The following is a 19,247-nucleotide window of genomic DNA, read 5'->3' on the forward strand; positions in this document are numbered from 1 at the left end:
AATTCGGGATGCGCGAGGACTTCGAGACCCTGATCTACGAAAGCGCCGGCGGCATCGCCACCGTCACGCTGAACCGGCCGGATCGGATGAACGCTATCGGCGGCAGCATGAAGGACGACCTGGCGCGCGCCTTCTTCCAGCTGGCACGCAGCGACACCACGCTGCGCTGCGTGGTGCTGACCGGTGCCGGCGAGCGTGCCTTCTGCGCCGGCGCCGATATCAAGGAACGCGCGGACAGCCGCCGGACGGGGCCGGAGTATTTCATGGCGCAGCGCGCAACCCACCAGCTGATCCGCGGCCTGATCGAGTTCGAGCGGCCGGTGATCGCCGCGATCAATGGCGTGGCGCTGGGCGGCGGGCTCGAACTCGCCCTGACCGCGGATATCCGCTACGCCGCGGCCCATGCCCGGCTCGGCCTGCCGGAGGTGAAGCTGGGCGCCATACCCGGCGCCGGCGGCACGCAGACGCTGACGCAGCTGATCGGCGCCAGCGCGGCAAAGGAGCTGCTGTTCACCGCCGAGCACCTGACCGCCGAAAAGGCGCTTTCCCTCGGCCTTGTCAGCAAGGTGGTGGAGCGCGACGTGCTGGGCGCGGCGCTGGAGACGGCGCGGAAGATCGCCGAGATGCCGCCGCTGGCCGTGGCCTTCGCCAAGCGCGCCGCCAATGCCGCGATGCTGGCCGGGCTCGACGCCGCCTTCGAGGCGGAGCGCTACGCCGCCGCCATGATCATCGACAGCGAGGACAAGCGCGAGGGCTTCCGCGCCTTCGTCGAGAAACGCAAGCCCGTCTTCACCGGGCGCTGAGGGACAGGCATGGAACTCCATCTGCAGGGCAAGGTCGCGCTGGTCACCGGCGGCGGCCAGGGCGTGGGACGCGCGATCTGCCGCGAATTGGCGGCGGAGGGGGCGAAGGTCGCGGTGAACGACCTGTTTCCCGATCGCGCGGAGGCGGTGGCGCAGGAAATCCGCGCCGCCGGCGGCCAGGCCATCGCCGCGCCCGGCGACATCACGAAGCCCGAGGCCGTGGCCGCCTTCGTCGCGAAGGTGCGCGAATCCCTCGGCCAGATCTCCATCCTGGTCAACAATGCCGGCGTCACGCCGGAACGCCGCGCCAAGGGCGGCATGCCGCCGCTGTTCATCGATACGCCGGAACGCGAGATGCATCAGACGGTGGAGCTGAATGTCTTCGGCACCATGTATTGCTGCCGCGCCGTGCTGCCCGACATGGTCGCGCTGGGCTGGGGCCGCGTGATCTCCATCGCCTCCGAGGCCGGTCGCATCGGGGAGGCGCGGCTCGCCGCCTATTCCGGCGCCAAGGCCGCGATCATCGGCCTGACCAAGGCGCTGGCGAAGGAACATGGCCGCGACCGCATCACCGCGAATGTCGTGGTGCTCGGCGCCGTCTCCCACGAAGGGATCGCGCCGGGCCAGGCGACCAGCGCGGATGCGACGCCGGAAACGAATGAACGCCTGGCCAAGATGCTGAACGCCTATCCCTCCGCCAAGGGGCTCGGCCGGCTGTCGCGGCCGGAAGATGTCAGCGGCGTCGTCGCCTTCCTCGCCTCCGACCGCGCCGCCTTCATCACCGGGCAGCATATCGGCGCGAGCGGCGGCTACGCGATGCCCTGAGGATCGCGCCATGCACGCCCCCGCCTTCCGCACCCGCGTCACGGAGCTGTTCGGCATCCGCCACCCGATCCTGGCGGGCGGGCTGATGTGGCTTTCGGATGCCGCCTATGTCGCCGCGGTGGTGCGCGCGGGCGGCATGGCCTTCCTGACGCCGCGATCCTTCCCCGAACCCGGCGCCTTCGCGCGGGAGCTGGAACGCTGCCACGACTTGGCGGGCGGGATGCCCTTCGGCGTGAACCTGAATCTGTCCCGCGTGCCGGCGCGTAACCGGCTGCTGGAGGAATGGCTGGACCTGGCGCTGCGCGCCGGCGTGCGGCATTTCGAGACGGTGGGCCACGCGCCCGGCGACCTGATCCAGCGCATCCACCAGGAAGGCGGCATCGCCATTCATAAATGCCCGCTGCTGCGCCATGCGCTGAATGCCGAGAAGGCCGGGGCGGACGCCGTCTGCATTGTGGGGCCCGAGGCCGGCGGGCATCCCGGCAATGCCGCGCTGGGCTGCATGGTGGTGGCGCCAATGGCACGCCGCGCCTTGCGCGTGCCGCTGGTGATCGGCGGCGGCATCGGCACGGGCGAGAGCATCCTGGCCGCGCTGGCCAGCGGCGCCGATGGCGTGGTGATGGGATCGCGCCTGCTGGCGGCCGAGGAGGTCTGGGCGCATCCCGCCTACAAGCAGCGGGTCGTCGCGGCCGGCCAGGACTCCACCGCCGTCGCCTTCGGCGGCGCGCATCCGCTGGGCACCTGGCGCGTGCTGGAGAATGACGCGGCGCGGGAGGTGCTGCGCCGTCAGGCCGCCGGCGCGCGCGAGCATGCCGATTTCGCCGAGGTGATCGCCGGCACCGAGGCGCGCGACCATGCCTATCGCCGCGGCGAGGTGGAGCGCGGCATGCTCTCCTGCGGCCCCGCCGCGGCCTTCGTGGAGGAGGTGGAGCCGATGGAGCGCATCATCGACGGGCTGGTGCAGGGCGCCGTGGCGGCGCAGCGCCGCCTGGCCGCGCTCGCCGTGCCGCAGGCGGTGCCGGCATGACGGGGCAGCAGATCCTGTTCGGCACGCAGCGGGAAGACGGCGCCGCGCTGCGCCAGCGCGCATCCCGCGCGGCGGCGGGCCTGGCCGCGCTGGGCGTGGCGGCCGGCGACCGCGTGGCCGCGATGCTGCGCAACGAGCCCGTCTATCTGGAGGTGATCCTGGCCGCCGACCGGCTCGGCGCGCCGCTCGTCGCCATCAACTGGCATTTCCGCGCCGACGAGGCCGGCCATGTGCTGGCCGATAGCGGGGCGCGCGTGCTGGTCGTGCATGCCGACCTGCTGCCACAGATCGCGGCGCTGGTGCCGGCGGGTGTCACCGTGATCGTCGTGCCGACGCCGCCCGAGATGATCGCGGCCTATGGCATCGCCGAGGTGCAGCCCGTGCCGCCCGGCCTGCTGTCCTGGCCGGACTGGCGTGATGCGCATGCGCCGTGGACGGCGCCGGCGCCGCCATCGCTCGGCATGATGCTCTATACTTCCGGCACCACGGGCCGCGCCAAGGGCGTGCGGCGCCTGCCGGGCACCCCGGAACAGCACGATGCCGCACGGCGCATCCGCACGCTGGTCGGTGGCGCCAAGAAGGGGATGCGCACGGCGATCGTCGGGCCGATGTACCATGCCGGCCCCGCCTCCAACGCGCGCATCGCGCTGGCCGAGGCCTCGCTGATCCTCGTCCTGCCCCGCTTCGATGCGGAGGAGCTGCTGCAGGCGATCGAGGCGCATCGGCTGACGCATCTGGCGCTGGTGCCCATCATGCTGGTGCGGCTGCTGAAGCTGCCGGAGGCGGTGCGGGCGCGCTACGACGTCTCCTCGCTGGAAGGCGTGACGCATGGCGGATCGGCCTGCGCGCCGGATGTGAAGCGCGCGATGATCGCCTGGTGGGGGCCGATCCTGTCCGAGACCTACGGCTCCACCGAGGCCAGCCTGATCACCTCGGTGGGCGCGGCGGAATGGCTCAGCCATCCCGGCACGGTGGGCCGTGCCTTGCCCGGCACCTCCATCCGCATCCTGGACGAGGAGGGCCGGATGCTGCCGCCGGGCAAGGTCGGCGAGATCTTCGTCGATTCCGGCCCGAATGCCCTGCCCTTCACCTACCACAACCTGCCCGGCGAACGCGCGAAGGTGGAACGCGATGGCCATGTCACCAATGGCGATGTTGGCTATCTCGATGCCGAGGGCTACCTCTATGTCACCGACCGCAAGCGCGACATGGTGATCTCGGGCGGGGTCAACATCTACCCGGCGGAGATCGAGGCGGTGCTGATCACCCATGCGGATGTCGCGGATTGCGCGGTCTTCGGCGTGGCCGATCCGGAATATGGCGAGGCGCTGGTCGCCGCCGTGCAGCCGCGGCAGGGCGCGGCGCCGGAGGCCGCGGGCATCGCCGCGTTCCTGCGCGCCAGGCTCGCCGGCTACAAGGTGCCGCGCCGGATCTGGATGGTGCAGGACATGCCGCGCGACAGCATGGGCAAGGTGTTCAAGCGGCGCCTGCGCGAGGCCTTCGCCGGCACGGCGGCGTGATCGCGCCACCCGCCACCCGGCCGGCGCCCGGCGAGGTGGCGGAGGTCGCGCCGGGCCTGCTGCGCGCCTGCATGCCCCTGCCCGGCCCGCCATCGCATGTGAATTGCTGGCTGATCGCGGATGGCGCGGGCTGGCTGCTGGTGGATACCGGCCGTGGCGATGCCGCGACGCGCGGCTGGTGGGAACGCATCTTCGCCGAGGTGCTGGGCGGCCGGCCGGTGACGCGGGTGCTCGTCACGCATTTCCACCCCGACCATGTCGGCCTGGCCGGCTGGGTCTGCGCCACCTGGCAGGCCCCGCTGCTGATGCCGCGCAGCGAATGGCAGCGCACCCGGCTGCTGCTGGCCGAGGATGACGCGGTGCTGCTGCAGGGCCTGCTCGCCCTGCTGCGCCGCGCCGGCGCCAGCGACGCGCATCTGGCCTGGGTGGCGGCGGAGGGGCTGATGTATCGCCGCTCCGTCCTGCCGCCGCCCGCCACCTACCGCCCGATCGCGGAAGGCGATGTGCTGCGCATCGGCGGGCGCGACTGGCAGGTACGGATCGGCGCCGGCCATGCGCCGGAAATGGCCTGCCTGCACGATGCCGCGCGCGGCATCCTGATCTCGGCCGACCACATCCTGCCGCGCATCTCGCCGCATGTCGGCATCCAGCCGAACGAGCCGGAGCATGATCCGCTCGGCGTCTTCCTGCGCGACCTGGCCCGCTTCGCTCTGCTGCCGCAGGGCACCCATGTGCTGCCCTCGCATGGCGAGCCCTTCGACGGGCTACATGCGCGGATTCGGGCGCTGCAGGACCATCACGCGGCGGCGCTGCATCGGCTGGAGGACGGGCTGGCCCCGGGCTGGACGGCGGCGGAGGCCATCCCCCTGCTCTTCGGACGCCGGATCGAGACCGGGCGCCAGCACAGCTTCGCCCTGGCGGAGGCGCTGGCGCATCTGCGCCACCTTGCGGCGACCGGGCGCATCGCCTGCGCGCTGGCGGCGGATGGAAGCTGGCGCTTCGGCCCCCTGGGCGGGGCTGTCTAGCTGCTTAGCCCGTCCGGCTGGTGAAGCCGGAGGCGATCATGCCGTGGATTGGCGCCGGCCGCGTCTGACACGCGGGCTTGGGCGGGGGCTGGCAAGGTAGATGGTCGGAGCGGCGGGATTCGAACCCACGACCCCCAGTCCCCCAGACTGATGCGCTACCAGACTGCGCTACGCTCCGACTGGCCCGTGTCTTAGGTTTCCTGCCGTTTCCGCGCAAGCCCCCCGGGCAAGATCGGGTCGAAGGGGGGAACAAAATGGCATTCCGCGCCACGCTGGCGTCACAGTGGCGCGGAAACGGCGCAGAAACCGGCGCGCGCGCGTTCGGCGCCTGTTCCAGAAAATCACCGCGATAGGAAAGGAGGGAGGGGATGGAGGATCGCGCCAGCGCGCTGGCCTTCGCGCGCACGATCGCCCCGGGCATCACCGATGCCGAGCTCTACAGGATCCATGATTGCTGGGGCGGCTACTGGCAGATCAGCGTGGACCTGCCCGGCCTGGGCCGCGTGCCCTATCAGTTCGGGGCGCCGGTCAGCGCGGCGCTGTCTCCAGGAAATTCCAGCACAGCGCCCGGAGCACCTGGCGCTGCACGGTGAGCGGGTCGCGCAGGTCGGCCTGGAATTGCCCCACGGCCAGCGTCAGGAACCGCTTCACGCGCAGAGCGTCGAAGCCGGCGATCGCCTCCTCCATCGCCGCGCCGGCCTCGGCCGGATCGGCTAGGTTCCGGCTCGCCACCGCATATTCGGCCTTCCCCATGGCGAGCACCGGGCGGAGGTAGATCAGCGCCTCGAAGCCCACCCCGGAATTCAGGACCGCCACGCCGCGACAGGCCGGCAGGAGCGAGTGGACGGAGGCCTTGCTGACCTCCACCCCAGGCGGCAGCTCGGCCAGCATCTGCCCGACCGCCTTGTCGTCGCAGAGCGGGTGCCGCTTCACCACCACGCGATGGCCGGCCGCGGCCAGGGAGGCGATGGCCTGGGCCATGCCCTCGACATAGGGCTGGCTGAACAGCTTGTGCGCGATGACCGCGTCCGCGCGCAGCTGCAGCGGCACCAGGATGAAGCCGGGCGCCGGCACCGCGGCCTTTTCGTCCTGCGGGTATTTGGATTTGCGGCGCCCGGCATAATCCGCGGCGAGCGCGGCATGGAAGGCCTCGGCCTCGGCCGGCTGCACCTCCTCCAGCCGGCGCGGCTCGAAGCCGAAGATTTCGGAGGAGCCGCCGTATCCATCGCGGTCGATGGCGATGTGGTCGGGCAGGGCCGCGGCCTTGAAGTGCCATACCTGGCGCCGCCGGCCGCCGCCGTGGTGGGCGAATCGGATGAGGTTGGGCGCCTCCACCACCTCGTAGGGCGAGTGGATGATGAGCCGGGCCTGCGCGCCGCGCAGCACCGGCAGCAGGGCATTGGTCAGGCCGAGCACGTCCCTCGAACCCTCGCGGTGGGCAATCGCCCATTGCGGGCGCTGGACCAGCTGCAGAAAGCGGATCAGGGGAAGGGGCTCGGGGACGCGCCAGGTCTGCTCGAACAGCTTCTTGATGGTGGCCCGGAAGCCCGAGGCCGTCTTCCAATAGACCGCTTCCACTTGCGCCGGGGTCAAGCTCAGGGCGGTCGGGTCGATGATCGGCATGCAGCACAAATATCGTATTGCGATACGGAGTGCTACGCCCGGAACGCAAACCGCCCGCCCTGTTGCCAGAGCGGGCGGTTGCCGAGGCCGGGGTCGAAGCCCGTTCTCGTCGTCACACCGATTTAACAAACCGCTGACGTCTTGGGAGCCAGAACCGACGAGGCATTGGTAGGACAACGTCTCGTCACGCCAGCCTACTGAACGCCGCTCCGCTCGTCCAGCGCCCTCATGCGGCGCTGCAGCTCGCCGCGATCCTGGCGCGGCGCCGCCCGGGTCGCCCGGTCGGTGCGGTCCATCGTGCTGTTCCGCAGCGCCTCCCGGATCCGGTTGGGCGCAAGCGTGAGGCCGGCCCGCGCCGCCTCCGCGCGGATCTCGGCGATTTCGGAGGACCGCCCTTCCCGGTTGGCCTGGATCATGCGCGTCAGGTAGCGATCCTCCTGCCGCCGGCGCTCGGCCTGGCGGGCCAGCTGGCGCCGCTGCACCGCGGACTGCTCTGCCCACCGGGTCGGCTGGAGGCCGGCGGCGCGGGTCGCCAGCTCGCCCGTGGTCGGCTCGATCGGCGACTGCGTCGGGCGGCGCGGGTTCGTCCAGACGGCCCGACCGTCGCCGAAGCCCTCCATGCTCCAGAACCGGCTGCTGGTGATGCTGGCGCCGTTGGCCGCGGCCTCCAGCGCCTTCAGCGGCATGGCGGCCGGCGAGACCATGGTGAGGGTGTCCACGAGCTGGGCGCTCTGCTGCTCGGCCTGCCGCAGCGCCTGGAGGGTGCCCCAGGCCGGGCCGGTGAAGTCGCTGCCCTGGTCCGGCAGGAAGCCGGCGCCCATGCCCACGCGCTCCGAGATGGCGGCGCCGAACAGGCCAGGCAGCCCGCGCGCCAGGGCCTGCACCGTGCCGCCGACCGCGTCGCCAAACCCCTGCGCATCGGCCACGAGCTCGGCGACCGCGTCGGACGGCTTCAGCTTGAAGACCAGCTCCGCGAGCCAATCCAGCAGCTGCAGCCCCGGCAGCGCCAGCGCGCCGCCAATCAGGAACAGCGCCAGCAGGAAGCGGCCGATCTCCGCCCCCCGCAGGCTGAACATAAAGCCCAGCTGCTGGAGCATGAAATTCTTGAACTGCAGGGGGATGCGCGCCCACTGGGCCCGCAGCAGCTCCGGCTTGTTGGCGTTCCCCTGGTGGAACTGGGTGCGGGTCAGGATGGCGGTGGCCTCTGCCTGCGCCGCGGCCGGCGACGCGCCGCGCGCCTCCGCCCGGTGGTAGGCGCCCAGATAGGCCGCAGCCCGGTTCAGCCGCTCAGCCGTCTCGAAGGGCAGCATGGAGAGGCGCTTGATGGTGTTCTCCGCCTCCGCCAGCAGCGGGTTGTCCTCGGCGAATCGGAACCGAGTGCGGATATCGGCCCGCATCAGCAGCTGCGCGTCGCTCGACATGCGGCCGGGCGTGTCCTGGTTCCGCGCCTGGCTGACCAGCGCGGCCGCGGCCCGCTGCACACCAATGCCGGTCCACTTCGCGCCGAGCACGGGGAAGGTGTTCACCATGGTCTGGGACAGGTTCACCAGCGCCGAGCCCAGGTTGAACAGCGCGCCCAGCTTGAGGTGCGCCATGTCGGAGGTGATGCCGGACACCACGGATCGCGTGGGGAAGGCGCCCCCCTTCTCGCGCGCCTGATACATCCGCCAGCCCAGATAGCCGGCCATGGCGGCGCCCGTGATGGGCGTGCCCGCGGCGCCAACCAGCAGCCCGGGCGTCATGGCGTAGATGACGGAGCGCGAAACCGGCATCGAGGAGAGCCAGGCGTCGATCTGCTCCTCGCCGCCCTGCTTGGACCCGTTCACGTCCCGCCACCAGGCTTCGAGCGCGTCCTGCAGGTTCTTTTTGCCCTCCAGGCGGAGGCTGGTCGCCCGGGTCGGGGACAGGCCTTCGGCCTCGGCCGTCTCGACATAGGCGAACTTCAGCTTGTCCATCTCGACGTAGCGCACCGTCTGGCCGATGTGGGTCCGCATCACCTTTGCCAGATCCTCGGAGAAGCCCTCCGCGCCCTTGCGCTGCATGCCCGGAGCGAAGGTGCGGCGGCGGCTCCGGCGGCGCGCGACGCCGCGCAGCAGGTCCACGGTGCTGGCGGTGATGCCCTCCTCCGCCGCGGCGGCCTCCAGCCCCCGGCGCAGCCGTGCATAGGCCGCATCGGAGAGGGTGGCGCCGCCATGGGTGGAGGGGAAGACGACCGTGCGGGGCTCGACGGTCAGCGTCGCATCCGGGTTCTCGCGCAGATAGTCGGCCGCCGCGGCGATCGCGCGGTCCTTCGAATCGTAGAAGCCCTGGTCGGATGTGATCTCCACCCGGATCGGCTCGCCGTTCTCGTCCACGCCCTCCTGCACGAACAGCCGCCAGGAGCCATAGAACTTATGCGGGGCGTAGCCCTGTAGGCGCCGCACGCTGGTCGCCTGCAGCCGGGCCTCCAGGTCATCGTATTCATCCTGGAGCTTGGTCATCGTGGCCTGCAGGTCCGGGTCAGCCAGGCGCATGCCGCGGAGCATGTCGTTGATCTGCTCCACCTCGGCCGCCTGCGCGGTGAGGTCGCCCTTCCCCGCCTTGATCCGGCCGGTCAGGTAGGTGCGGCGGCGGTAGGCCTTGGCGTATTCCTCGCTGGGAACGCTCCCGCCGGCCATGGCGCGCTGCATGCGGCGCCAGACCTCGGCCTTCCGCGCCTTCACCTTCGGCATCATGGCCCGGCGGTGCTGGTCCACCAGACGCGCCTGCTTCACGAAGAGGCGGTTGATGGCGCCGGCGGCGCGCGCCTCCGCGGGGTTCAGCCCCATCTCATCGAAATAGGCCCGGGCGCTTTCCGGCGTCTCCAGGTCGATGCCCTCGGCGTCGGCCTGCCAGATGGTGGCCTGCACCTTGGCCCAATCGCCCCTTCCCTTCGACAGGGCGGCGCGGATCCGGTCGTATTCCTCGGTGAGCCGGGTGATCCACACGGATTGCCGCTGCTCGCTGCGGATGCCCTGCTGGATCAGCGCGGCCAGCGCAGGGAAGCGGCGGAACAGCTTGTCCGGGGTGCGGAGGTAGCGGCCGAACATGGTCAGGTCGCTCGCGACCTCCATGTCCTTCACCGTCACGCCGGCCGGCGTCGGCGCGCCGCGCCACAGGCGCAGCATCACCTTGATGTTTTCCTCCCGCACCGCGGCCGCCATGCGAGCGAGAGCGCCCTGCCCGCCCACCGCCCGGGTCAGCGGGTCCCACAGAAAGCGCCGGAAGGCCGCCGGGTCGAAGGGGGTGGAGTAGAGCGGGCTGCCGCCGCCGGCGGGCATGCGCCGCCCCTCGCCCTCGCGCCGGGTTTTCACCCATTCGGCGGCCTGCGGCGTCTTGGAGATGACGCGCTGCTTCTGGTCGGCGGCGATGCTGTAGAAGGCGCGCAGCGCCTCCGGCAGCAGATACCGGTCGAACCGCTTCCGCATGTCCTTGCCGGAGCCCGCGAGGTCGCCGATGGCGCGGCGCAGGTCGCGGTTCAGGAACCAGACCGCCCCCTCCTTCTTGCTGGAGGGGGCGGTCATGACGAACTGGCCTTCGGTGTCGCGGGCAATGCGCGCCGCGCCGTCGCTGGTCTCGATCATCGGCAGGTCGAGCGAGGAATCCAGCAGGAAGGCCTGGGCTTCGTCAGCGGCGACGCTCGGCGCTTCTGCCGCCTCGAAGGCTTCCGGATCGAAGCCAGCCGGCAGGATGATCCCCTGCCGCAGGTCGCCCTCTGCCGTGTAGAAGTTGGCGATCTGGCCGCGGCGCTTGGCGAAACCGGCCAGCAGGTTGCCGGTGACAATGAACCGCTCCTCGCGCACCTCGCGCGCCGCGCGCTCCAGCCGCTCCAGGAACGCAGCGTGGTGGTCATCCGGCGCGACCAGGCCGCGGATGATGATGTCGTCTCCGCCCTTCAGGTCCTTCCCGCTCTGCGGCTGGTTGGTGGGCGTGAAGACGCCGGCGAGGCTGGTCTCGATCCGCCTTCCGTCCTCCAGCATGACGGACAGATCCCAGCCGCCCGGGGCCAGCGGGTTGCCCTTGTCCGGCGGCGACAGGTTCACCACCAGCCCTTCCTCCGGGAAGGCGTCCCCCACCTGCACGCTGGCGAAGTTGCCGGGGGTGATCTGCATGACGACGGCGGTGACGGCGTCGCGCTGCTGGTCCAGGCGGTCCCTGGCCTTCTTCGCGGTGTCGGCTTTCTTGACCTTGCCGCTGATTTCGGAGGCCGCGGCAGCGTGCCACTCCTCGATCTGGTCCAGCATGTCGCTGCGCCAGGTGTCGGCTGGTGCGCCGGCGGCCTGCTGCAGCGCCGCGGCAATCTCCTCCCGCTTCATCGTCCTGAACCGGTCGGCCGTCCCCAGGCCCAGCGACTCGGCCACCCGGGCGCCGATGGTGTCGAGCGCCGGCGGCTGCACCTGCTTCCGCACATCATAGCGGCCGATGACAGAGGGGCCGGCGAACAGGCTGCCGGCCTTGCCCTTGCCCTCCGTCCACGGCTTCTCGTCGAGCAGCTTGGCGTCCAGTTCCAGGGTCTTCGCCTCCAGCGCGTTCGTGCCCTGGGCGTCGGCCTGCTCGATTGCGCGCCGATACTGTGCCTCGATCTCCGCATAGACCTCCTCCTGGCGCGCCAGCGGCAGCAGGGGGATGCGGCCGGTCACGCGGCGCGCGGCGTCGGTCGGCTGGTCGTAATCGTCGCGCACCTTCGGCTCGCCCAGGGCCCGCCACAGCCCGCCGTCCTCCTCCACGATGCGGGCAACCACCTCGTCGCCATACTGGTTCATGAAGTCCGGGCTGTTTTCCGCCCCCAGCGCGCCGCGGCGGTTGGCAGTCGTGGCCGCGGCCAGGCTGGCCATCTTCTTCGCCAGCACCGCGGCGGGGCGCTTCTCGGCCGGCACGCCGGCGACCAGTTGCAGATAGCCGGGGGCGATGACCTGGCCGGTGCGATGCACGCGGCCCAGCATCTGCATGAAGGTGTCGATGTTCGCCTCGGCCTGGGCGATCAGCATGATCCGCCGGCGGCGATCGCCGAAGGTCGCGTTCGCGTGCAGGGACAGGCCCGTGGCGCCGCTCTGGTTCAGGATCATGGCGTCGATCCGCTCGCTATCCGGGAGCGGGCGCTGCGCCGTGCCGCCGTTGAAGCGGCGGATGGCGTCGAGGCGGCCTGCCGTGCTGGTCTCCTTCTGCGGGCGCCGCCGGTAATAGACCTTCCCGTCAGCCCGGTAATCCGCCGCCTCGGTGCGGCCGGTCACCTCGCCCACCTTGTAGCCGGCGCGCATCAGCTCCGACCGGATATAGTCGATCGGCGAAACCGGGAACTGCTCCAGGTCGATCTGCGCGATGCGGCGCTCGGCGGCGAGGTATTTGGCCCTGCCCTCGGCGCCCAGGCTTTCGGGGGTCAGCCAAATCTCCTCGGCCTTCTCGCCCTTCTTCATGAAGGGCCGCTTCATGGCCAGCCGCAGCTGGCGCCGCAGATAGCGGTTCAGCAGGGAGTTGAAGGTTAGGTCCAGCACGTCGCCGCTGGCCGCGTTGTTCTGCTCGGCGAACTCCTCGATGAAGCTGCCCATGGTGTTCGCCACCGCGATGACGGGCTTCTCGCCGCGCTTCAGCGCGTCGATCGCCAGCCGCGCGGTGCCCGGCGCCTTGGACGCGAGCAGCAGCTGGTTGATGAGGTTGTGCATCACCGCGCCGAAATTGGCGCTCTCGACGCCAGCGCCGGCCGAGCCCTCGCCGCCGGTCAGCCGCTTGCCCTCCGCCTTGGCCTCCTTGTCCATCTCCTTCGCGACCGCGGCCACGATCTGCGAAATCTCGAAGATGTCGGCCAGCGCGCGGGAGACGGCGTCATAGGTGGCCTGGTTCACCTCGATGGGCTCCAGGTCGTATGTGACGCCGGCGAAGGACCGCTCGCGCCGGATGTATTGCCCGCTCTCGGCCATCATGGCGGAGACGATCTGCTGCATGGGCACGCCGCCGGTGGCGATGGCATTGGCCAGGGCGGACAGCTTCGGCACCGCCAGGCGCATGTCCGTCTTGATGCCGTAGAGATCCATCACGTCGGGGCGCTTCGCCCAGGTCGCGGAGGAATAGACCGCGGAGCGGGCGGCGGAGAGGAAGCCGCGGAAGATGGTCCCGCGATCGCGCCCCGCTGGCTTGCTGTCGGCGTCGCCGGCATTGTGGGACTCGTCCAGGATCAGGAAGGCCTGCGGGGCGATTCGCTGGAGGAACGTGATCCGCGCGGTATCTGCCTCGGCGATCTGCTGCATCTGCGAATAGCTGGTGAAGACGATGCGCCGGTCCCGCTGCAGCGCGCGGGCCTCCATCTCCGAAAGGGCCTGGTTGTGCCGCTTCGGGTCCGGGGTCCGCAGGCGCGGGCCGTCCGGCTCGTCGTTCAGCGCCAGGCTCAGGCCGGCATTGGTCGGGAGGATCTGGCCCAGCGCATCGGGCATGCCGATGTCGGTCAGGTCGCGCGCCATGTCGGCATAGAGGTTCGGCTTCTCCGTCACGAAGACGGGGATCAGGTTCTGCTTCAGCGCATAGCGGATCATGGCCGCCACGAAGCGGCCCTTGCCCACGCCGGTCTGGTCGCCGATGACGAAGCCCGCGTCGTCGTCCAGGTTGTGGATGCCGAGCGCGATGGCGTCGATCTGCTCCGCCGAGAAGTAGCGGCGCACCTCGTCCGGGGAATAGTCGAGGCGGTCGGCCACGAACTCCACCAGGGGCATGCCGGCGCGCTGCTCGGCGCGCTCCAGTGCCTTCGCCACCGCGGTCTGCATGTTGACCGGCACCAGGGTGCCCACGCCGTTCGCATCGGCCCGGGGCTTGTAGGCCACCTGGCGATCCGTCTCCTCGTCCTGCGGCTGGTCGCGGCGGGCTGGCGCCGGCGATTCCGGCAAACCCCCCCTATTTCCCGGAACCGGGGTCTGCTCGGGCGCATCCTCCAGCGTCTCCCGCCCGGCCTGCAGGTCGCCGGCGAAGCGGGTGATGTAGGGGCGCAGGGCCTCGGCGAACTGCCGCCGGCGCTCCGCCGGGATGGCCTGGGTGATGGCCTGCACCAGGCGGCGCAGCAGCTCCTTGGTGTCGGCCCAGGCCTCGCGGAAGTTGGCCGCCGCCTCGCGCAGCAGCGGCAGCACCCGGGAATACTGCTCCGGGTCGAACAGCGGGTTGCTGCTGATCTTCCCGCCCTTGGGCAGCAGGATGGATTCGAGCGCGGCCGCGATGTCGCCGATGCCGCGGGCGGTGCTGGCGGCGGCGGAGGCGGCGACGGTGGAGGCGGGGCGGGGTGCCGGCTCTTCCCCGGCTCGGGGCGTTATTTCAGCCCGTGGTGCGGGCGCCGGCGCGGGCCCGAACTCCTCGTCCAGAACCTCGCCGAACAGCGCGTCTAGGTCAGCTTCTCCATCGGCAGGAACGCCGCCGCCAGCCACTGCTCCAGGCTGGTTGCCTTGATCGCCTCCACGGCCTCCGGCATCAGCCGCGGCTGCATTTTCGCCGGCAGGTCCAGCACCAGGTTCAGATAGTCCGGCCACGCCGGGTTCTCCGCCAGCAGCTCCCACACCTGCCGGTGCGGCTCCTCCCGCTGCGGCTCGCCCGCCAGCCACAGGCCGCGGGCCTCGAGCTCCTCCTGCAGCAGCGCGACCGCGGCCGCCGGCTCCGGGTGCCGCGCCACCAGCCACTCCACCCGGTCGGTCAGCCTCTCCCGGTAGTCCTGCCGGGTCAGGCCGGCCGCCATCTGCGCCTGCGTCAGGGCGATCGCCCCGGCTGCCGGGTTCGCCCCCGGCGGCGCCCAGGCCAGCATCCGCCCCGGCATCGGCCACGGGCTGTCCGCGATCTCCATTCAGCACCTCCTCCAGCGCGTCCCACGCGCTGTAGATCCGCGGGGCTCCCTGGGACGGCAGGCGCCGGTCGCTGCGCCCGCGTCCCTCGATGACCACCACATCCACCGGCCAGGCCGCGCCCTGCTTCGCGTAGAGCTCGCCGGCCACCGTGAAGTGGTCCGTTACCCGATAGTTTCGGTAGAGCGTGAGGAAAAACTCGCGCTTCGCCTTGCCATTGTAGGCATCGGCCCGCTTCTGCGGGTCGGTGACGGTCTTCGCCACACCGCCCAGGATCAGCACCGCCCGGCCGTCGTCGGCCATGCCCTCCAGGGCGCGCAGCGCGATGGCGTGGTCGATCTCGCCCGTCTCGTAGCCGTCCTGGATGAAGCTCATATCGAAGCGCCGGGTGCGGCCGTCCTCGCCACGCACGGCGCCGAAGGGCGGATTCGCGATGACCGCGTCGACGTTCTCGCCCGCGAAGCTGCCCTCCCCCTCCCCGCCGGCGGCGTCGGCGGAGGTGGGCCGGAAGCCCTGCTCGATCAGCGCCGCGGCGCGCTCGGGGTCAAGCTCATTCACCACGGCCCGGTCCGGCGTGGCGCCGATCAGCAGCATGCCCGTGCCGGCGGTGGGCTCCAGCACCGTGCTGCGCGGCGTGATGCCGGCCAGCTCGGACGCCAGCCATGCCAGCGGCGCGGGCGTGCTGTAGGCCTGCCGCTCGATGCTGTCGGAGGTCCGGGTGCCCAGCCGCGGCTGCCGGCCATACAGGTCCACCAGGCGGCGATAGACATGGAGGGGGCCGCGGCTGCGGCCGTTGCGCACCAGCGCGCGCGCCGCCAGCACCACGCCAAGCTCGGCCGCCTCGTCCACCATCTTCGCGTCAGCGGTGCCGGGCTCGACCTTCCGCCCCAGGATGCCGGCGGCGAAGGTGCGGGCCTGGCCGATCGAGGCGAAGGCGCGGTCGCCGGAGAAGGCCTCGCCGAACTGGCGTGCGAGGCGGATGCCTTCGGTGCCCAGCGCAGGCTTATCATCCATGGCTGGGGCGCTATCAGCCATGGCTGGCGCCTTATCTGCCATGGTCGCCTTGGGCTGGCGCACGCCCGGCATGTCCATGAAGTCGGGCTGCTGCGTCGCGCCCGGGTCGAACAGCCCACCCGCCGGCGGCGGCGCGGCGCCCCCGCGCAGGGGCTTGTCTGCCATGACGCCGAGCCGGTCGCGGTCGGTGACCGGCGCAACACCTGGGATCAGGCTCTGCTCGCCCGTCCCGTCCAGCGTCCTTACGGTTTCGGTTTGGACCTGCGGCGGTCGGCTTCCGCCCCCACCTTTTCCACCGCCGTCGACAGTCGGCGAAGCTCCTGCTTCTGGCTCGATGTCAATCCAGTCTGGGAGGCCGCCCGCTTCCGGCCGTCCTTCACCAGCTTCGCCCGGTCCTGCGGCGGCAGGGGCTTCCTCATCCCACGGGATCTCCCATTCGCTGCCCTCGGGCGCGGCGTCGGCGGCCTCATCTACCGCATCCACCAAGTTGCGTTCCAGCACCATCACCAGCGCGTCGGCGATGTCCATCTCCTCGGCCGCCGCCATCGCGGCCGCCGCCTCGGCCTCGCCGGGCCGCAGCTTCGCGCCCAGCTGCTCCGCCATGTCGCGGATCTGGACCAGGCGCGCCGCATACTTCTCCGCCTCGGCCTCGGCCTGATACTCCTGCTGGCGCTGCCCCTTCCGCGTCTCGGGGTCCACCCCGCGGCCCCGCAGGTTGTTGTCGATCTCGGCCAGCAGGTCGGTGATCGTGTCGCCATCCTGCATCCAGCCGGATTCGACGGCTGCTTCCAGCGCGCGGTCGAAGGCCATGCCGGTGGGGCGGATCAGGCGGCCGAAGCCTGGCAGGAAGGGGTTGGCCTGGCCGGCCATGAACCGCACGTCGCCCCGGTCGTCGCGCAGCCCGCCGCGGGAGGCGATGAACTCGGAGAGGTTGTCGGGGGCGCGGCTGCCGCTGGCTTCGAACCCCTCGCGCTGCCTGCGCTCGGCGCGCCGCTGCTCGCGCTCGCCGCGCTTCACCGCGGCGGCGGCCTCGGCCCGCCACCGCATGCCCTCGGCGATCGCGCCCGGGTTCAGGGGGTTGCGGGCCCGGCCGGCCGCCAGCCAGGTGCGCAGCTCGTCGAGCGGCATGCTGGTGATGGCGCCCATGCGCCGGTCGCCGCTGCCGTCGTTGAAGGCGGCGCGGTAGGCCGCCTCTGCCGCCTGCTGGCTGGGGAAGCCCATCAGGGCCTTGTGCTCGTCGAAGCGGCCCGTGTCCGGGGCGACCTGGTCCACGACGAAGACCGGCAGCGCGGCATTCTCCGCCTGCGGCCCCAGGTAAACGTCGACCTCGTCGCCGTCTTTCCCCTCGCTCCGGGCGAAATAGCCATAGTGCGCCGGCATGGCGACTGACCACGGCCGGCCGTCGCGCCCCACGCCGGTGCGGTTCTGCCCGCGCGGCGTCTCGATCGCGACATCCAGGCCGTGCAGCCGCACCCGGCCCTTCGCATAGTTGCCGGCCTGGGCCTGCGCCGGGGTTGGCGCCGCGGTCACGCCGGCGGCGGCGTCCACATCGCCCGGCCGCTGGGCCTGCACCGGCGCGGCGCGCGTGCCGTCCCCCTCCCGGGTGATCTGCGGATAGAGGCCCTGCTGCAGGCGGCCATTGGCCTCCTCGATGCTGGCGGCGATCGCGGCGTCGCTCGGCGTGTCGGTCTGGTCGATCCAGTCGCCATCGGGGTCGAGCACGGAGAACACGCCGTCCTCCTCCACCACGGTGAATCCCTGCGGCAGCTGCTGCTGCCAGCGCGCCACGTCGGCGGCGCGCTGCCGCGCGATGACCTCGGGCGACGGCGCGGCCAGGGCCGCCTCCAGGGACATGCGGCCGCCGGGCGGCGGCGGAGGGGCAGCGGGCGGCGCCACAGGAGGAGTCGCACCAGCCATCGCAGAAGGCTGTTGTGGCGCCGCCACGCCCGCACCCGGACCCGCCGCAGGCTCGGAGCCTTCGGCCGCGGGCACCCCGGGCGCAACTTGGTCGGGTGGTGCCGCCGCCCCCGCCGGCGCAGCCTGGGCACCCGGGGAGGCGGGTGCCGGCGCAGCAGCAGCAGGGGGCGGCGGCGTCCCCGCGCCGGCCGGGACCAACGGCGGCGACGGGGATTCGAAGGTCGGGGCCAGCGTCTCGCGCAGGATCTGGGTTCCGCGAGACGGAGCAGACGGGGCCTCGCCGGCCGGCGGCCGGCGCATCTCCTGGATGGTGCCGAACGCCGTGGTGCCGGCTGCCTGCGGCGCAGCCCCCAGCATCTCGAACAGCACCTCGGAAGGGGTGATCTCGCCGGTGCTCGCGACCTGCGCGCCGGCCTCGCCGAGCCCTTCGGTTCCGACCTCGATGCCGACGTTGCGCGCCACCCGGCCGGCATTGCGGAGCGCGCCAGCGCCGCGGCGCAAGCCGGCGGCCGTGCCGAACGACGCCACATCCGCCCCCGCGACCACCGCCGCGCCACGCGAGGCGTCCTGGCGCGCCTGCGCCACCATGTCGGGATTCGCCCGCACGAAAGCGGTCACCGCGGCGCCGTCCATCGGGTCCACGCCCGCGGCCTTCAGCCGGTCGCCCAGGATCTCGGCGAAGCGCGGGCCCGCATCGGCGAGCAAGCTGCCCATCCCTGCCCCGATCAGGCCCGGAGTGAGGCCGGCGAGGCCGCCCGCCAGGCCACCGGCCAGCGGCAGCGCCATGTGCGGCAGGCTCTCCACGGACAGCTGCTGGATGATGCCGGCCGGGTCGGAGGCGAAGATCCGCCATGCGTCGCCAGCGCGGCCGCTATCGACGGCCTCGGCCAGATGCTGGACGCGCGGGTTGCGCAGGCGCGCGGCGGCGGCCTGCTGCGACTGCAGGGCCTGGCGCATGTTCTGGGCGAAGCGCCGCTCCAGCGAGGCCCGGGCGCGCGCGCGCTGCTCGGGCGGGTATTCGTGCCAGGGGGTGCGCGCATTGTCGGGCAGCCGCTCGCCCCGGTCTGCGCGATCGAGGGCGCCAAGCTCCTCCATGGCGAGGCTGCCGGTCAGCAGGTTGTAGCCGCCACGCGCCGCATCGACGCCGCCGCGCAGCTGCTCGCCCAGGCGCTGGCCAAGGGTGGCCTCGTCATATGTCAGGGGCGCGCCGGCATAGTCCTGCGGGTCGATCGCGTCGATCTGCGCGCGCTGCTGCTGGCCCTGGTCACGGATCAGGTCGCCGCGGTCGGGCACTCGGCCAAGCGCCCGGATGCCCTCCAGCACGCGCGTGCCGGGCAGGCTGACCGGCGCCTGCGGCGGCATCTCGAATTCCGTGCTGATCTCCGGCGCGGGCGGCGGGGGCGGCGGCACGTCCGGCTCGTCGAAGCCCTCGATCGGCGCGGCGCGGCGCATGCCGGGGTTGGGAGCGCGCCGCGGCGCCGGCGGCGCGGCGGCCGGAGTGGGCGGCGCGGCCTGGCGCTCGGAGAGGCCCAGGCGCCGGCCGGCCTCGGCGCCCAGGCGCTCGCGCGTGTCGGCAAAGCCCTGATCCGGGATCGTCTGCCAGTCATCGGCGTCAGCCGCGGCTGCGGGCTCGGGGAGGGTTACCCAGTCGTCGACCTCGGCCATCT

Annotated in this window: 8 protein-coding genes and 1 tRNA gene; 6 read left to right on the forward strand and 3 right to left on the reverse strand. The window is 71.9% G+C overall.

The annotated features are described in order from the left end of the window. The first annotated feature begins 8 nt into the window (after nucleotides 1-8). The 5 genes from J3S20_RS20220 to J3S20_RS30925 are packed head-to-tail and all read left to right on the forward strand — an operon-like array spanning nucleotide 9 to nucleotide 5,200. Nucleotides 9-803 (forward strand): enoyl-CoA hydratase/isomerase family protein, encoded by a 795-nt coding sequence (locus J3S20_RS20220; RefSeq protein WP_216838325.1) that lies wholly within the window; start codon nucleotides 9-11, stop codon nucleotides 801-803. Nucleotides 804-812: 9 nt separating this feature from the next. Continuing rightward, entirely contained in the window at nucleotides 813-1,628 is an 816-nt protein-coding gene (locus J3S20_RS20225; protein ID WP_216838326.1) for an SDR family NAD(P)-dependent oxidoreductase, read from the forward strand. Between the two features lie 10 nt (nucleotides 1,629-1,638). Continuing rightward, complete coding sequence (locus tag J3S20_RS20230; RefSeq protein ID WP_216838327.1) at nucleotides 1,639-2,655, forward strand: NAD(P)H-dependent flavin oxidoreductase; 1,017 nt, start codon at nucleotides 1,639-1,641, stop codon at nucleotides 2,653-2,655. Then, nucleotides 2,652-4,175 carry an AMP-binding protein gene (locus J3S20_RS20235; RefSeq protein ID WP_216838329.1) on the forward strand — a complete coding sequence of 508 codons (1,524 nt, stop codon included), beginning with the start codon at nucleotides 2,652-2,654 and terminating at the stop codon, nucleotides 4,173-4,175. Before J3S20_RS20230 ends, J3S20_RS20235 begins: the two co-directional genes overlap by 4 nt. Beyond that, nucleotides 4,172-5,200, forward strand: a complete 1,029-nt coding sequence (locus J3S20_RS30925) for an MBL fold metallo-hydrolase (RefSeq protein WP_343215264.1) — start codon at nucleotides 4,172-4,174, stop codon at nucleotides 5,198-5,200. The genes J3S20_RS20235 and J3S20_RS30925 overlap by 4 nt, the downstream gene beginning before the upstream one ends. 101 nt (nucleotides 5,201-5,301) lie before the next feature. Here the strand turns inward: J3S20_RS30925 and J3S20_RS20245 are convergent. Next, nucleotides 5,302-5,378: transfer RNA gene (locus J3S20_RS20245), tRNA-Pro, on the reverse strand. A 190-nt stretch (nucleotides 5,379-5,568) separates the two neighbouring features. On the opposite strand from J3S20_RS20245, the gene J3S20_RS20250 reads away from it, so the two are divergent. Then, nucleotides 5,569-5,793, forward strand: a complete 225-nt coding sequence (locus tag J3S20_RS20250) for a hypothetical protein (protein WP_216838330.1) — start codon at nucleotides 5,569-5,571, stop codon at nucleotides 5,791-5,793. On the opposite strand, the gene J3S20_RS20255 is transcribed toward J3S20_RS20250, so the two are convergent. Then, nucleotides 5,729-6,823 carry a capsular polysaccharide export protein, LipB/KpsS family gene (locus tag J3S20_RS20255; RefSeq protein WP_216838331.1) on the reverse strand — a complete coding sequence of 365 codons (1,095 nt, stop codon included), beginning with the start codon at nucleotides 6,821-6,823 and terminating at the stop codon, nucleotides 5,729-5,731. The genes J3S20_RS20250 and J3S20_RS20255 overlap by 65 nt on opposite strands. 194 nt (nucleotides 6,824-7,017) lie before the next feature. Continuing rightward, entirely contained in the window at nucleotides 7,018-19,245 is a 12,228-nt protein-coding gene (locus tag J3S20_RS30930) for a strawberry notch C-terminal domain-containing protein (RefSeq protein ID WP_216838332.1), read from the reverse strand. Between the last annotated feature and the right edge of the window lie 2 nt (nucleotides 19,246-19,247).

The organism is Falsiroseomonas tokyonensis, from assembly GCF_019024325.1.
Lineage (GTDB): Bacteria > Pseudomonadota > Alphaproteobacteria > Acetobacterales > Acetobacteraceae > Falsiroseomonas > Falsiroseomonas tokyonensis.

What these genes read in the sequence shown, in the direction of transcription:
- J3S20_RS20235 (WP_216838329.1), top strand. Translation starts at nt 2,652, where the DNA reads ATGACGGGGCAGCAGATCCTGTTCGGCACGCAGCGGGAAGACGGCGCC.
- J3S20_RS30930 (WP_216838332.1), bottom strand. Translation starts at nt 19,245, where the DNA reads ATGGCCGAGGTCGACGACTGGGTAACCCTCCCCGAGCCCGCAGCCGCG.
- J3S20_RS20230 (WP_216838327.1), top strand. Translation starts at nt 1,639, where the DNA reads ATGCACGCCCCCGCCTTCCGCACCCGCGTCACGGAGCTGTTCGGCATC.
- J3S20_RS20220 (WP_216838325.1), top strand. Translation starts at nt 9, where the DNA reads ATGCGCGAGGACTTCGAGACCCTGATCTACGAAAGCGCCGGCGGCATC.
- J3S20_RS20250 (WP_216838330.1), top strand. Translation starts at nt 5,569, where the DNA reads ATGGAGGATCGCGCCAGCGCGCTGGCCTTCGCGCGCACGATCGCCCCG.
- J3S20_RS20225 (WP_216838326.1), top strand. Translation starts at nt 813, where the DNA reads ATGGAACTCCATCTGCAGGGCAAGGTCGCGCTGGTCACCGGCGGCGGC.
- J3S20_RS20255 (WP_216838331.1), bottom strand. Translation starts at nt 6,823, where the DNA reads ATGCCGATCATCGACCCGACCGCCCTGAGCTTGACCCCGGCGCAAGTG.